Annotated in this window: 15 protein-coding genes; 9 read left to right on the forward strand and 6 right to left on the reverse strand. The window is 55.8% G+C overall.

The genetic code is table 11. The features are described from left to right. Positions 1 to 83 precede the first annotated feature (83 nt). The 6 genes from rplU to D1841_RS06080 all read left to right on the forward strand — a co-directional run bounded on the left by rplU (position 84) and on the right by D1841_RS06080 (position 4,045). Positions 84 to 392 carry a 50S ribosomal protein L21 gene (gene rplU / locus D1841_RS06055; RefSeq protein ID WP_160642292.1) on the forward strand — a complete coding sequence of 103 codons (309 nt, stop codon included), beginning with the start codon at positions 84 to 86 and terminating at the stop codon, positions 390 to 392. After that, positions 393 to 722, forward strand: coding sequence for a ribosomal-processing cysteine protease Prp (locus tag D1841_RS06060; RefSeq protein WP_160642293.1), 330 nt, complete (start codon positions 393 to 395; stop codon positions 720 to 722). A 27-nt stretch (positions 723 to 749) separates the two neighbouring features. Next, a complete protein-coding gene (rpmA, locus tag D1841_RS06065; protein ID WP_160642294.1) occupies positions 750 to 1,028 on the forward strand; it encodes a 50S ribosomal protein L27 in 279 nt (92 codons plus the stop codon). A 269-nt stretch (positions 1,029 to 1,297) separates the two neighbouring features. Further along, positions 1,298 to 2,569, forward strand: a complete 1,272-nt coding sequence (gene obgE, locus D1841_RS06070) for a GTPase ObgE (RefSeq protein ID WP_160642295.1) — start codon at positions 1,298 to 1,300, stop codon at positions 2,567 to 2,569. Between the two features lie 11 nt (positions 2,570 to 2,580). Continuing rightward, complete coding sequence (locus D1841_RS06075; RefSeq protein WP_347563949.1) at positions 2,581 to 3,018, forward strand: ribonuclease III domain-containing protein; 438 nt, start codon at positions 2,581 to 2,583, stop codon at positions 3,016 to 3,018. Between the two features lie 103 nt (positions 3,019 to 3,121). Then, entirely contained in the window at positions 3,122 to 4,045 is a 924-nt protein-coding gene (locus D1841_RS06080) for a YitT family protein (RefSeq protein ID WP_347563950.1), read from the forward strand. Positions 4,046 to 4,107: 62 nt separating this feature from the next. On the opposite strand, the gene D1841_RS19490 is transcribed toward D1841_RS06080, so the two are convergent. After that, complete coding sequence (locus tag D1841_RS19490; protein ID WP_256376652.1) at positions 4,108 to 4,242, reverse strand: hypothetical protein; 135 nt, start codon at positions 4,240 to 4,242, stop codon at positions 4,108 to 4,110. A gap of 300 nt (positions 4,243 to 4,542) precedes the next feature. Here D1841_RS19490 and D1841_RS06085 point away from each other — a divergent pair, with 300 nt between their 5' ends. Next, on the forward strand, positions 4,543 to 5,868 hold the full coding sequence (locus D1841_RS06085) for an RsmF rRNA methyltransferase first C-terminal domain-containing protein (protein ID WP_160642297.1): 1,326 nt from the start codon (positions 4,543 to 4,545) through the stop codon (positions 5,866 to 5,868). A gap of 2 nt (positions 5,869 to 5,870) precedes the next feature. On the opposite strand, the gene D1841_RS06090 is transcribed toward D1841_RS06085, so the two are convergent. Beyond that, positions 5,871 to 6,881: a hypothetical protein gene (locus D1841_RS06090; protein ID WP_160642298.1), complete on the reverse strand. Its 1,011-nt coding sequence runs from the start codon at positions 6,879 to 6,881 to the stop codon at positions 5,871 to 5,873. A gap of 305 nt (positions 6,882 to 7,186) precedes the next feature. Between D1841_RS06090 and D1841_RS06095 the strand changes: the two genes are divergently transcribed. Then, positions 7,187 to 7,792: a viroplasmin family protein gene (locus tag D1841_RS06095; protein ID WP_160642299.1), complete on the forward strand. Its 606-nt coding sequence runs from the start codon at positions 7,187 to 7,189 to the stop codon at positions 7,790 to 7,792. Between the two features lie 214 nt (positions 7,793 to 8,006). On the opposite strand, the gene D1841_RS06100 is transcribed toward D1841_RS06095, so the two are convergent. Both D1841_RS06100 and D1841_RS06105 read right to left on the reverse strand, forming a co-directional pair. Then, positions 8,007 to 8,450, reverse strand: a complete 444-nt coding sequence (locus D1841_RS06100) for an FMN-binding protein (RefSeq protein WP_160642300.1) — start codon at positions 8,448 to 8,450, stop codon at positions 8,007 to 8,009. Beyond that, a complete protein-coding gene (locus D1841_RS06105) occupies positions 8,447 to 10,486 on the reverse strand; it encodes a methyl-accepting chemotaxis protein (RefSeq protein ID WP_160642301.1) in 2,040 nt (679 codons plus the stop codon). The genes D1841_RS06100 and D1841_RS06105 overlap by 4 nt, the downstream gene beginning before the upstream one ends. 249 nt (positions 10,487 to 10,735) lie before the next feature. Between D1841_RS06105 and D1841_RS06110 the strand changes: the two genes are divergently transcribed. Continuing rightward, positions 10,736 to 11,389 carry a MerR family DNA-binding protein gene (locus tag D1841_RS06110; protein ID WP_160642302.1) on the forward strand — a complete coding sequence of 218 codons (654 nt, stop codon included), beginning with the start codon at positions 10,736 to 10,738 and terminating at the stop codon, positions 11,387 to 11,389. A gap of 113 nt (positions 11,390 to 11,502) precedes the next feature. Here the strand turns inward: D1841_RS06110 and D1841_RS06120 are convergent, their stop codons facing one another. Both D1841_RS06120 and D1841_RS19025 read right to left on the reverse strand, forming a co-directional pair. Further along, a complete protein-coding gene (locus tag D1841_RS06120) occupies positions 11,503 to 12,111 on the reverse strand; it encodes an aldo/keto reductase (RefSeq protein ID WP_237076202.1) in 609 nt (202 codons plus the stop codon). Between the two features lie 92 nt (positions 12,112 to 12,203). Next, positions 12,204 to 12,455, reverse strand: coding sequence for a hypothetical protein (locus D1841_RS19025; protein ID WP_160642303.1), 252 nt, complete (start codon positions 12,453 to 12,455; stop codon positions 12,204 to 12,206). Positions 12,456 to 12,659: the final 204 nt, after the last annotated feature.

Genomic DNA, 12,659 nt, shown 5'->3' on the forward strand with positions numbered 1-12,659 from the left:
GCTAAGGGGCGAAGTATGCCCTGGCGAAGAGGCCATAAGGCCCGCCTGACAGCAGCGAGACTATAGTAAAGGCAGGAATAAACATGTTTGCAGTTATTGAAACCGGCGGGAAGCAGTACAAGGTGCAGCCCGGCGACGAGCTTTACATTGAGAAGCTTGCAGCCGCCGAGGGCGAAACCGTCACGTTCCCCGTACAGGCCCTGTTCGGGGAGGGCGAAACCAAGGTGGGCGCTCCTCTGGTGGAGGGCGCTTCCGTTACAGCCAAGGTGCTGAAAACCGGCAAGGCTAAGAAGATCACCGTGTTTACCTATAAGCCCAAGAAGAATTCCAAGCGGAAGATGGGCCATCGCCAGCCCTACACCAAGGTGCAGATTGAGGCAGTCAACGGCTAAATGATCTCCGTGGATTTTTACACCCTGCCCCAGGGCGGCCTGGTGGGCTTCCGTCTGGAAGGCCATGCCGGCATGGGAAGCAAGGGGGAGGACATTGTGTGCGCAGCGGTGTCAAGCGCCGCATATATGGCGGCCAACACCATTACAGATGTCCTTTTTGTCACGCCCCTGTCTCTGCACGCGGAGGAAGGGGAAATGGCCCTGCGCATCGGGGGGCGGGACGAGCCTGCCTGCCGGACAGTGCTTTTAGGGCTGAAGCTGCACCTTTTAGGCCTGGAGGAGCAGTATCCCGAGGCCATATCGGTAAGCTATGCGGAAACACGATCCTGAAATTATCCTGAAAGGAAGGAAACTGTCATGCTGAGAATAGACATCCAGCTTTTTGCCCATAAGAAGGGCATGGGCTCCACTAAAAACGGCCGCGATTCCGAATCCAAGCGCTTGGGCGTCAAGCGCGCCGACGGGCAGTTTGTGCTGGCTGGGAACATCCTGGTCAAGCAGCGGGGCACCAAGATCCATCCCGGAGAGAACGTAGGCCGGGGTTCTGACGACACCCTGTTTGCCAAGGTAGACGGGCGCGTCCGGTTCGAGCGCCTGGGCGCAGACCGCAAGAAGGTCAGCGTATACGCCGAGTAACAGCATAATGAAACGCTTTGCTCCGCAATGCGTTTGCACCCAGGCCGCGTGAACGCCCGCTTCGTTCGCCGCGTCCTGGAACTTTAAACATGCACCATTGCGTGGCCGGGGTACTCCCGGTCACTTTTCTTTAAAGAAGCAAAAACCCAGTCCTGCGGACGCAGACCCACAGAATTCTACAAGGCCGGGCGCGTCACAGTTTTTGAGGATTCTTAAGGGGCTTTTTTCAAAAAGCCCCTTAAGCCGCCGGAGGCCAAAGGAGGCAGGTTATGTTCATCGACAGCGCGAAAATCAAGATAAAGGCCGGGGACGGCGGCGACGGCGCGGTTGCCTTCCACCGGGAAAAATATGTGGCGGCCGGAGGGCCGGACGGCGGCGACGGCGGCCGGGGCGGCAGCGTGGTGTTCCAGGTGGATGAAAACCTCTCCACCCTGGCAGACTTCCGCTATAAACGCAAGTATACAGCCCAGCGGGGGGAAAACGGCAGGGGCGGGCGCTGCGCGGGGAAAGGCGCGCCGGATCTGCTGGTAAAAGTCCCCCGGGGCACCTTAGTAAAGGACGCCGCCACAGGCAGGCTTCTTGCGGACATGTCCGGGGACAGCCCCCAGGTCATTGCCGCCGGAGGCCGGGGAGGGTGGGGCAACACCCACTTTGCCACCCCCACCCGGCAGGCCCCCCGCTTCGCAAAGCCCGGCGCCCCGGGCCAGGAGCTGGAGGTGCTGCTGGAATTAAAGCTTTTGGCAGACGTGGGCCTGGTGGGCTTCCCCAACGTGGGAAAATCCACCCTGGTTTCCGTTGTCAGCGAGGCAAAGCCTAACATCGCCAACTACCATTTCACCACCCTCACCCCTGTGCTGGGGGTGGTGCGCATGGGGGAAGGCCGTTCCTTTGTCATGGCAGACATCCCCGGGCTGATTGAAGGGGCCTGGGAGGGCCAGGGCCTGGGCCACCAGTTCCTGCGGCATGTAGAGCGCTGCCGCCTGCTGGTACACGTGGTGGACGTGTCCGGCAGCGAGGGCCGGGATCCCAAGGAAGATTTCCGGATTATCAACGAAGAGCTGGAAAAATTCAATCCAGGGCTTGCGGGTCGCCCCATGCTGGTGGCAGGGAACAAATGCGACCTGACAGACGATGGAACGGTGGAGGCTTTCCGCGCCTATATAGAGGAGCTGGGCTACGCTTTTTTTCCCATCATGGCCCCCATCCGCCACGGGGTGGACGAACTCTTAAACGCTGTCAATGAGCGGCTCTCCAAGCTCCCCCCCATCCTCCGGTTTGAGCCGGAGCCGGAACCCCTTGCCCCGGAAAGCGCCGGCAGGCGGGAGCCTGTCCAGGTGACAGAGGAAAACGGGGTATATTTTGCAAAAGCCCCCTGGCTGGAAAAGGCCCTCTCCACCATCGACCTGACAGACAGCGAGTCTTTACAGTATATGCAGCGGCTTCTTATCCAGTCCGGCGTAATCGACGCCCTGCGGGAAGCGGGAGTGCAGGAGGGAGACACCGTAGACCTGTACGGCGTGGAATTTGACTTTGTAGAATAAGGGGTGAAAATGTGGAGAATCTGGTAAAGCCTGTCCCCGCAAAGGAGTACAGCCCCCTCACCCTGGCGTTTATGGGGGACTCTGTATATGAGCTGCTGGTGCGCAACTATCTGGTTTCCGAGGGCAACTGCCCTGTGCGGTCTTTAAACAAGCGGAAGGTGGAGCTTGTCCGCTGCCAATCCCAGGCAAAGGCCCTCACCTTCATGTGGCCCGCCCTGTCAGAGGAGGAGAAGGAAATCGCCATGCGGGGGCGAAACGCCCACGTGGGCCACGTGCCCAAAAACGCTTCCATAGGCGACTATCACGCCGCCACCGCCCTGGAGTCCCTTTTCGGCTATCTCTTTTTAACAGACCAGAGCGTGCGCCTGGGCCAGCTTTTTGTCCTGGCAATGGAATCGGGGCGGCAGGAGGGGGACGAGTCCTTTGCGGTGTCCCATCTGCCCCAGTAAGAAGGAAGATCCTGTAAAAAACTGAGGAAAGGAACGATACCGGGCACAAAAGGCGGCTTGCCCATGGCTCTTTGTGCGAATGGTGTATCCCATGGTGGTTGCTGTGAAAACGAAAGCTATCCGAAAATTTCTGATGGACGCCCTGGTTATGACCCTGGGCGCTATGGCCTATGCTGTGTGCGTCAACGCCTTTACAGCCCCCAACAACATTGCCGCCGGGGGCGTGACAGGCATTGCCACCATGCTGCAATATGTGTTCGGCACCCCTATTGGCCTGATGGTGCTGCTGATCAACGTGCCCATTGTGGTGTGGGGCATGGTGGAAATCGGCTATAAGCTGGTGATGAAAACCCTGGCAGCCATTGTCCTGTCCTCGGTGATGATAGACCTGTTCGCCAAGTTCGTCCCTGCCTACCAGGGCGATCCCATCCTGGTGGCCATTTTCGCCGGGGTGTGCGAGGGCGTAGGCCTTTCCCTCACCTTTATCCGGGGGGCCACCACCGGCGGCACAGACATGGCGGCCCGGCTTATCGGCCGCCGCCTGCCCCAGTTTTCCATGGGCAAGCTGATGCTGGTAATAGACGGCCTGGTGGTAGCGGCTTCGGCCTTTGTATATGGCAGCATTGAAAACGCCATGTACGCCTGCATCGTCATCTTCGTGTCCACCAGCCTTATCGACTCCATCCTCTATGGCGCCGACGCGGGCACAGGCAAAATGTTCCTGGTTATGTCCCCTAAGGTGCAGGAAATCGGGGCGCGCATTATGGGGGAAATCGAACGGGGCGTTACGTATCTGGACTCCCAGGGCGGCTATACAAAAGAGCCGGGCCAAACCCTGCTGTGCGTGGTGCGCCGCTTTGAGGTGTTCCAGGTGCAGTCCGTCATCAAAGAGGTGGATAAGCACGCCTTTGTCATTGTGGGGGACGCGGGAGAGATCACCGGCGAAGGCTTCCGGCCCATGCATGGGGACGACAAGCCCTTAAAAGAGCTTCTGCAAAAGGCAAAGGGCGGCGAAAAGGAAAGCTGAGCGCGCAGAGAAAAAGGCCCGGTAAACCAAAGGGCTTACCGGGCCTTTTTGCCAGCCGTGTTTTACTCGCAGTCGTCCTGCCGCTTGTTCTGGCTCTGATTCTGGTTCTGGTTCTGGGTGCGGTTCTGGCTGTTCTGGTTCTGCTGGTTTTTGTTGTTCTGGCCCTGCTTATTCTGGTTCTGATTCTTGTTGCTCATGGATTTTACCCTCTTTCTTTTGTTTGGCTTTTTCGCAAAGGGAAAAGGCCGCTTCATGGGGAGTGCCCAAAGCGAGTATTTTAAAAAATGAAGAAACACAAAAGTTTCGTCCACCTTTTCAAAGGTGGTGGGGTTTTTAGGGGCAAAGCCCCTAAACCGCCGGAGGCATAAAATGCGCGGTTGGACACTCCCGCTTCATGCCTTTTCCTTTTGTTATTGTAAGCGGGAAAGCGGCTGTTATGCACAAAAGCAGAGGGAAATTTTTCCTGCACCAATTTTTTGAAAAAAGGAGGAAGCGCTGTGGTTCTGCCTGAAAAATTTTTGGAGGAGCTGGAAGCCCTCCTGGGAGAGGAGCAAAAGGCCTTCCTGCTGGAAATGGAGAAGGAGCCTCGGCGGGGGGTGCGGCTGAATCCCTTAAAATGCACAGAGGAAACCCTCCGGCGCAGCCTGCCCTTTGCCCTCTCCCCCACCCCTTTTTCCCCCCTTTCCTTTTACGCGGAGAAGGGAGAGCGCTTTGGGGCGCTGCCCGCCCACCACGCGGGCATGTTCTATTCCCAGGAGCCTTCCGCCGCCTCCGCCGTCACCGCCCTTTCCCCCAAACCAGGGGAGCGGGTGCTGGATTTATGCGCCGCGCCAGGGGGAAAGTCCACCCAGATTGCCGCCCTGCTGGTAGGGGAGGGCCTTTTGTGGTCTAACGAGGTGGTGCGGGGCCGGGCAGACGCCCTGCTCTCCAACCTGGAGCGCCTGGGGGTGCGCAACAGCGTGGTGTCCTGCTGCCAGCCCCAGCGGCTGTGCGAAGCCCTCCAGGGATGGTTTCACCGGGTGCTGGTAGACGCCCCCTGCTCTGGGGAAGGCATGTTCCACCGGGATCCCGGGGCCTTGGCGGCCTGGTCGCCAGAGCATGTGCGGGCCTGCGCCCAGCGCCAGGGGCTGATTTTAGATTCCGCCGCCCTGGCGGTGAAGGAAGGCGGGGTGCTGGTATATTCCACCTGCACCTTTTCCCGGGCGGAAAACGAGGAGGTGTGCGCCGGGTTTTTAAAGGCCCACCCGGAATTTATGTGGGATCCGGTTCCCGCCTCCTTCGGCAGGCCTGCCCTGGATTGCCCTGCCCGGCGGGTTTTCCCCATGGACGGGGGAGAAGGGCACTTTGTGGCCCGGTTCCGGCGGACAGGGGAAAACCCCGCAAAAACAGCCCCCTTCACCCAAACCCTGGAGGGCGGGGAAAGACGGCTGGCGGAGGGACTGTATGGGGAATTGTTTACAGGAACCTGCCCCAGCCCCCTTGGCACAGCCGGGGACAGGGTGCTGCTGCTGCCCCAGGGCCTGCCCTCCCTTTCCGGCCTGCAGGTGCTGCGGGCCGGGGTGGAGCTGGCCCGGATAAAAGGCAGGCGGCTGGAGCCTGCCCACGGGGTTTTTGCCAGCAGGAAAATGGAGGAATGCCGCCAGGTGATGGATTTTTCCCCGGCAGACACAGCCCTGCTGGCCTTCCTGCGGGGAGAGGAAATCGGCTGTCCCCATAAGGGTTACACGGCCCTGTGTGTAAACGGGGTGGTGGCAGGCTTTGGCAAGGCTTCCGGCGGGACGCTGAAAAACCATTATCCCAAGGGCCTGCGCCTGCGGAGCTAACGTCACCCCTCCGCTGCAGAATCCGCCACAGGAAGGGGGGGAAGGGCCGTCCAGCCGTTTTCCCCCTGGTACAGGGGATAGCGGGTGATGGCGTATTCCACGTCCCAGCCGTACAGGGATTCCCACTCCTCCCAGGTGAAAAAGCGATCCCAGGAGATGCGGCAGTCCTCATATTCCGGGTTGGCCTCCGCCAGCCGCAGGCCCTCGTCGGTTGCCTCCCGCACAATGACGGAATGCTCATATTCCCCCAGCCGCAGGTGATCCCCCGGCCGCACCCTGGCCCCAAAGGGGAGCAGGTAGTAAGGGGATTCCTTCCCAAAAAGCCGGTCGCTAAGCAGGCAGGCAAAGCCTAAGCACTGGCACAGATGGGTATACTCCGGGAAAAAGGCCAGCAGGCTCCCGTTATACTGGTTGCAGTAGTCCTGCCAATGCAGGCTGTGGACGCATGGCTCCCCGGTTACGGAAAAGGGCGTTTCCACCCCCTCCGGCAGTTCCTGGCCCATGTGGTTCCAGTATGCGTCCTGGGGCAGCTTTTCCTCCAGCAGGGCAAAGCGCTCCTCCAGCATCAGGCTGGTAAGGCTGATTTCCCCAGGTTTGCCGCTCTCCGCGGGATACAAATCCTCCCCATACAGCCAGCCCTGTTCGCAGGCAAACCACAGCGGCCCTCCGCCAGGCTCTACCCGCAAAAAGGTGCCCCCGGCAACAGTTTCATGGCTGAGCGCCTCCCCGTCAGGAGTGGTAAAAACCGGGGTGCGCGCCGGGACATACACCGTCAGGGCGCTTTGGGCAGCCTCTTTTTCCGCCTGAACGCTGGGGCCGGGCTGGTACAGCACCTGGAAAATGCCCCACTCCGCCCCAGGCAGGGAATCCCCCAGGAGATCTGCCTCCGCTTCTGCCGGGGCCTCCCCCCAGGGGAAGGGGATGAAGTCCAGGGGGGGCGGGAAGCCGCAGCCTTCCAAGGCCATAGAGAGGACAGCCAGCAAAACCCCCAGCAAACAGGCTTTCTTTTTCATAGTCAGCTTCCCTCCCGGCACAAAAAATGAAAAATCCTAGGCAATGCCCGGCAATCACAAAGGGTTTACAAAACCGCGTTTTTTTACCGGAATTTACCGGTTTTAACAGTTCGTTCATATTCTTCACAGGCAAAATAATCATTTTCCCTCCTGCGGCCCTGAAAAAATGCAGGCGGGTTTGCCCGAAGAGCCGCACACACTTCCAGTATATTGTGATTATACCTTGGAAATCCCCAAAAGGTCAATAAAAATTTTGCGGAATTTTGTCGCATTTTTCCGCGCCACCCAAAGCAAAGGAGAAGCCTATGGCAGAGAGCAAAGCAAAGAAAAAATTTTACGCGGTAATTGGCGGCAGGGAAGGAACCACTATATACAGTAGTTGGGACGCCTGCAAAGCCCAGGTTATAGGGGTAAAGGGCGTTATCTATAAAGGCTTCCCCACCCTGGAGGAAGCCGAAATTTTCCTGTCCGGCGGCACAGCCGCCCAAACCCTGCCCCAGGAAGGCCTTGCTGTGGCCTATGTAGACGGCAGCTATTATAAAGGCAAATTTTCCTGCGGGGCAGTGCTGTTCTATGAAGGGGAGCAGGTGGAGTTTTCCCGGAAGTTTGACGACAGGGATATGGCTGCCATGCACAATGTGGCAGGGGAAATTATGGGGGCCTTGACCGTGATAGAATACTGCCTGGAAAAGGGGATTCCCGCCCTGGAAATCCACCACGATTACGAGGGGGTGGCAAAGTGGGCGCAAGGCCAGTGGAAAGCCAACAGGCCCGGCACCATAGCCTATGCCGCAGCCTGCCGGAAGGCCCGGGAAAAGCTGAAGCTGGGCTTTGTAAAGGTGAAGGGCCATTCTGGAGATACATATAACGATTTAGCTGACCGTCTGGCAAAACAGGCCCTGGGCATTTAACGGGTATCAGCTTCTTTCCAACATGTGTTCTTTCATTTTATCAGGCATAGGGATTCGGGGCTATACTTTTTTCATAAGGAATCCTTAAAGATTTATCAGGGCGCACCCGGCCCCGCCCTTTCGGGTACAAGCAAAGCCACCAGTTTCCTGGTGGCTTTGTTCTGCTGCCTGTGTTATGGCAAACGCGCTCATTCTCTCTGTTTTCAAACAAGCCTTAGTGGGCCGGGTCTACGAACACAAGGCTGGAATCCCCCTTCCGGGCCTGTTCCAGAACCGCCTGCGCCAGCAGTTGGAATGTCCCATGGGAGGAGGAAGCCCCTGAAATAGCGTCAATGCTTTGCTCCCCTTGGCCCTCCAGAAGCTGGCTGGCGTAATCGCGGGTATACTCGTTGGGGTAAGTGCCGTTGGAGTGCAGCATGGTCTGCATATATGCGTTATCCCAGCTTTTAATAAAGCCGCTGGCATTCTCCGCGTTGTATTCTACGGAAACGATGCTCCCGCCCTTTACCAGGATGGTGATATACTCTTTCCAGCCATGGCTGAATTCAGACATCTGGGCAGTATAATACCCGTCCTGAAGCCCTGCCTGGCTACCGCAGCCTGCCAGCAGGGACACTGCCAGCAGAACGCCCAAAAACACAGCTAAAAACCGTTTCATCTGCCTTGCCTCTCCTTCAAAACAAATTTCCGCACCTGAGATTGGAGCGATTCGGCTTCTTTCGCCAGCAGGCCGCTGGACTGCTCCGTTTCCCCTGCGTTTTGCAGGTTGCGGTCTGCAATGGAGGAGATAGCGGCAATCCGCGTCTCCATAGCGGCGAGGGCGGCTTCCTGCCCCTGTACCGCCGCTGCCAGTTGATCCGAAATGGTGTTGATCTGGGAGGAAACCTCGGAAATGGCCCGGAGGGACTCCGCCGTATCCGCAGTCATCACCACGCCGGTCTGGATAATGGCTTTGGTATTGTCCACCATGCCTGTAGCGCTTTGCGCGGCCTCGGCGCTTTTGGCAGCCAACTGCTTCACCTCATTGGCCACCACGGCAAAGCCCTTCCCGGCAGCGCCTGCCCGGGCCGCCTCCACAGAGGCGTTGAGGGCCAGGATATTGGTCTGGAAGGCAATGTCCTCAATATCCTTTGCAACCTTTGTAATTTGCTGGGCATTGGCGCTGATGTTGTCCATGGCGGCGGAGAGGGCCGCCATCTGTTCGTTGGCGCTCTGGATCCTCTGGGTAATCGCTTCTGTCTGGGAACGGGTCTGCCCGCTGCTTTCCGTCACGTCAGCCAGGCGGTCTTTCACATTGTCCACCTCATGCACCAGGTCTTCTGTGGACTGGTTCTGATCCATAGACGCCTGGTGAAGCTGGGCGGACTGCCCGCTTAACTGCTCCGCCATGTTGGTAAGCCGGTCTGCGGCGTCGCGGAAGCCAAGGAGGGTTTCGTTCATAGACTCTGTAATGGTGTGCAGGCTGCTGCGTATCAGCACAAAGTCACCTTTATAGTCCACCTGGGGCTGGGTGCGCAGGTCGCCGGTTGCAACCTGCGTCAGCACCTGCTGGATATCGGATATGTACCGGTTCATGCTTTCCCGCGTGGCATCCAGGGTCTGGGTCATAACCTCCAGCTCGTCTCCTGTGCGGACAGGAAGCACCTCTGTGTGCAGGTCGCCGCCGGCAAGGGCCACCATGCGGTCTGTCACCTGCTGCACAGGGCGGGAAATGGAACGTGCCAGGCGCAGAATCAGCAGGATGGAAACCACCAGCACGGCCAGGGTTGTCAGGATGGCAAACAGCATGGCCCCGTTAATGAAGTGGTTATAATCCGCCTTGGGGATCCAGATAACCAGGGACCACTGGGTGCCGCGGATGGGAGAAAAGGCCACCAGCATTTTTTCCCCGCCCACAGGGAATTCTGTTGCCCCTGTTTCGCCTGTGGTTACCCGCTCCACCGCGTCGCTGTTGCCATCGCAAAGCTGTGCCAGGGAGCTTTTGTTCAGCGCCAGGGACTGGTCGGGGTGGCCGGTAACAACGCCGTTTTCATCGACCATATAGGCCATGCCGCTTTCTCCTAAATTGATGCTGCTGATAACGTCGTTAAGGGTGTCATATTTATATACGCCCATTACGTAGAGGACAGTTTCGCCTTCCTCCTTCACAGGCATGCCCATGGTAATGCCCAGCCTGCCCTGGTAAAGGGTGGAAGAGCTGGTGGTCAGGTTGTCGGTTTCCTGCAGCAGGGCCAGAAAGCCGCTGTCCAGGCTTTCCGGCGCGCCGTCGATTCCTTGCACCAGCCGCCCGTCCAAATCATACAGGGCGATGGTGTAAAGCTCATAAATTTCAGCGGCTTCTTCCAGCACAGCCATGCGGTTTTCCGCGGTTGCCGCCGCGTCCGGCTGCGGCTCCCCAGTTTCACCTGAGCCAGCAGCGGCTGCCTCGTGCATCCGGGAGTCGCCGGCAATGGTCATCATGCGGTCTGCCAGCATGTGGATGTTAGCCTCCACCGTTTTAGCCGACTGTCGGGCCATTGGCTGAAGGCTGTCCAACAAAATATTGTTGGCAAGCGACTGCATGGAAACGGCCATAATAGCACAGCTAATGACCACCAAAATCAGGATATTAAGCGTGGTGCTCCTCAATATCCTTTTATTCAGGCTCCGTTTTATCCCCCGGCTGGCCAGGGGATCCCTTTGCTTTCCCGTCACGTTCCTGTCGCTCCTTTTCCTGATATTTTTGTCAAAAGACAGAATAAAAGCGGGAATATCCGCGTCAGGGGCGCAGGCATCGTCCCCACAATGCGGGCATTCTCGGCAAAAAACTGCCTGTTCTTGCCTTCGGGGGCTTTGCGCCGCGCCAAGGCCTGAACAGCCGGTTTCAAATATTTAGTATACCATAGATTTTGTATAAAGGGAAGTGCTTTTTTATAGGAATCTCCAGGGTATACCGACAAAGATTTGATTACACTTCATCAAATTATATCATTGAAATCACTGGGCTTTTCTTTGGACGATATAAAAAAGCGGTTGATCTCTTTGGAAACACCGGCTGATATTGCAAATGCTCTTACAGAGCAGGCAGATGATATACGCCAAAAAATAGAACAGCTTCAGGCTTCTTTGTCAGCAATAGAACAGTTAAAAACAGAAGTTTTACAAATGCAGACGGTCAGCTTTAAGAAGTATGCCGATATTATTGTCAATCTGCAAATGAAGAATGAGTTTTATCCTCTTATTAAGCGCTTCGATGATGATACGCTCGATCATATACGCAGTCAATTTGATAAAGAAAGCGGCTTAGATTTTATGGAGAGATTTAACCGTCTAAGTGATGAAATCGTACAGCTTCAAAAAGAAAATGTACCGCCCGAAAGCGAAAAATGCCAACAGGTTGTAAAAGAATATTGGGGCTTGATTATGGAGTTTACAAACGGCGATATGAGTATGCTTCCGAAATTGATGGAAGTCGGTAACATTGATACCGCCACAAACGCATGGGAAGAAAGACAAAAAATTGTCAATGATCATGTCAGCCCAGCTTTGCATGGTACGGAACTCTGCCATATCTATTTCAAGGACAGGCTTCGGCGGCATATCGTGTTCACGGATTAAGTTTTGCAGGAAGTCCTTTGCCTTGTTCACGATACTGCGGAACAGATTGGGAAGCCAGCCCTTGCTTTTGATAGACTGGCTCGCCTTTTCGTGTATCTCTGTCTGTTTGACTTCTAAAATCTTTGCTTCGGAGATACCTGATAATAACGCCATATCCGCTGTCCTGTTCCATTCCTGCCTTGCGGCATTTGTAGATTCCAGCGAAGAATCACCTGCGCAGATGTTACATTATGTGCCTCTGCAATCGCCACAATTACTTCATCTCCAAATAGTTCCACAGTATGTCCCCTGCCGCCGAATGGGAACCAACCCTCCACGACAATCCCCAAATTCTGAATATAAGGAACCACTTCTTTTTCCTGATAGTAGGGATGAATTTCATTCTGAATAACAGCAGGTGTAATTGTGACCTGCGGAAGAAATTCTTCCAGCTCCTTAATATACCAATTCGACAATCCGATAGAACGAATTTTCCCATCTCGGACTGCCTGCTCCAAGACTTTATAGGCTTCCACATCTTCTGTCCCCGGATGGTGCAGCAGCATTAAATCAATATACTCTATATCCAATATTTCAAGAGCTTCATCAATGGCTGCCTCCGTATCGGAAAACTGATTCGGATAAAGTTTTGTGGTTACGAAAATTTCTTCACGTGGCACATTGCTATTCCTTACCGCTTCACCCACACTTTTTTCTGTCCCATAGTAAAGAAGCGGTATCAACCAGCCTCCCTCCATTTTCAAACAAAGCTGTTACAGAAGCCACACACTCGTCATGGGATAATGCGTAAGTACCAAGCCCTGCAACCGGCATATCATATCCGCTGTTTAACCGAACAAGCCTGTTTTTCCAAATCAAAAGTAGCAATCCTTTCCGTTTCAGGCTCATTTTCAGGTTCCTTTTCTTCCTCAGTATTAGTTTCCGTGACTTGCCTAATGCTCTGCGTCTTTGATTCCCCGGAGGTTTCCGGCTGCTTGTCATCCCCATGCACGCTGCCGCAGGCAATCAGGCACAACGCAACCGTCAACGCCGTCAACAACAAAGGTACTTTTTTACTCCATCTCATAATCAAACCTCCCCAATCTGTTTATTTCCGCTCCAAAAGCCCTGCTGCCGCAACATTTCCGAAACCTCCGGATAATGATTATATGGCGGCTGGTAAAAATCAGCGGCAAGCTGCGACCAGTTCCCTACACCAATGTCATTAAGTTAAAGGTATAAAAGAGCAAAATAAGAAAAAAGCATAAAAAAGGCTTGACAAATGGGAAAA

Origin of the sequence: Neglectibacter sp. X4, from assembly GCF_009917365.1 — a bacterium.
In the GTDB taxonomy this organism is placed as follows: domain Bacteria; phylum Bacillota; class Clostridia; order Oscillospirales; family Acutalibacteraceae; genus Acutalibacter.

Excerpts from the sequence above, each read along its gene's own strand:
- rplU (WP_160642292.1), top strand. The coding sequence starts at position 84 with ATGTTTGCAGTTATTGAAACCGGCGGGAAGCAGTACAAGGTGCAGCCC.
- D1841_RS06060 (WP_160642293.1), top strand. The coding sequence starts at position 393 with ATGATCTCCGTGGATTTTTACACCCTGCCCCAGGGCGGCCTGGTGGGC.
- rpmA (WP_160642294.1), top strand. The coding sequence starts at position 750 with ATGCTGAGAATAGACATCCAGCTTTTTGCCCATAAGAAGGGCATGGGC.
- obgE (WP_160642295.1), top strand. The coding sequence starts at position 1,298 with ATGTTCATCGACAGCGCGAAAATCAAGATAAAGGCCGGGGACGGCGGC.
- D1841_RS19490 (WP_256376652.1), bottom strand. The coding sequence starts at position 4,242 with ATGAGCAACAAGAATCAGAACCAGAATAAGCAGGGCCAGAACAACAAA.
- D1841_RS06090 (WP_160642298.1), bottom strand. The coding sequence starts at position 6,881 with ATGAAAAAGAAAGCCTGTTTGCTGGGGGTTTTGCTGGCTGTCCTCTCT.
- D1841_RS06095 (WP_160642299.1), top strand. The coding sequence starts at position 7,187 with ATGGCAGAGAGCAAAGCAAAGAAAAAATTTTACGCGGTAATTGGCGGC.
- D1841_RS06100 (WP_160642300.1), bottom strand. The coding sequence starts at position 8,450 with ATGAAACGGTTTTTAGCTGTGTTTTTGGGCGTTCTGCTGGCAGTGTCC.
- D1841_RS19025 (WP_160642303.1), bottom strand. The coding sequence starts at position 12,455 with ATGAGATGGAGTAAAAAAGTACCTTTGTTGTTGACGGCGTTGACGGTT.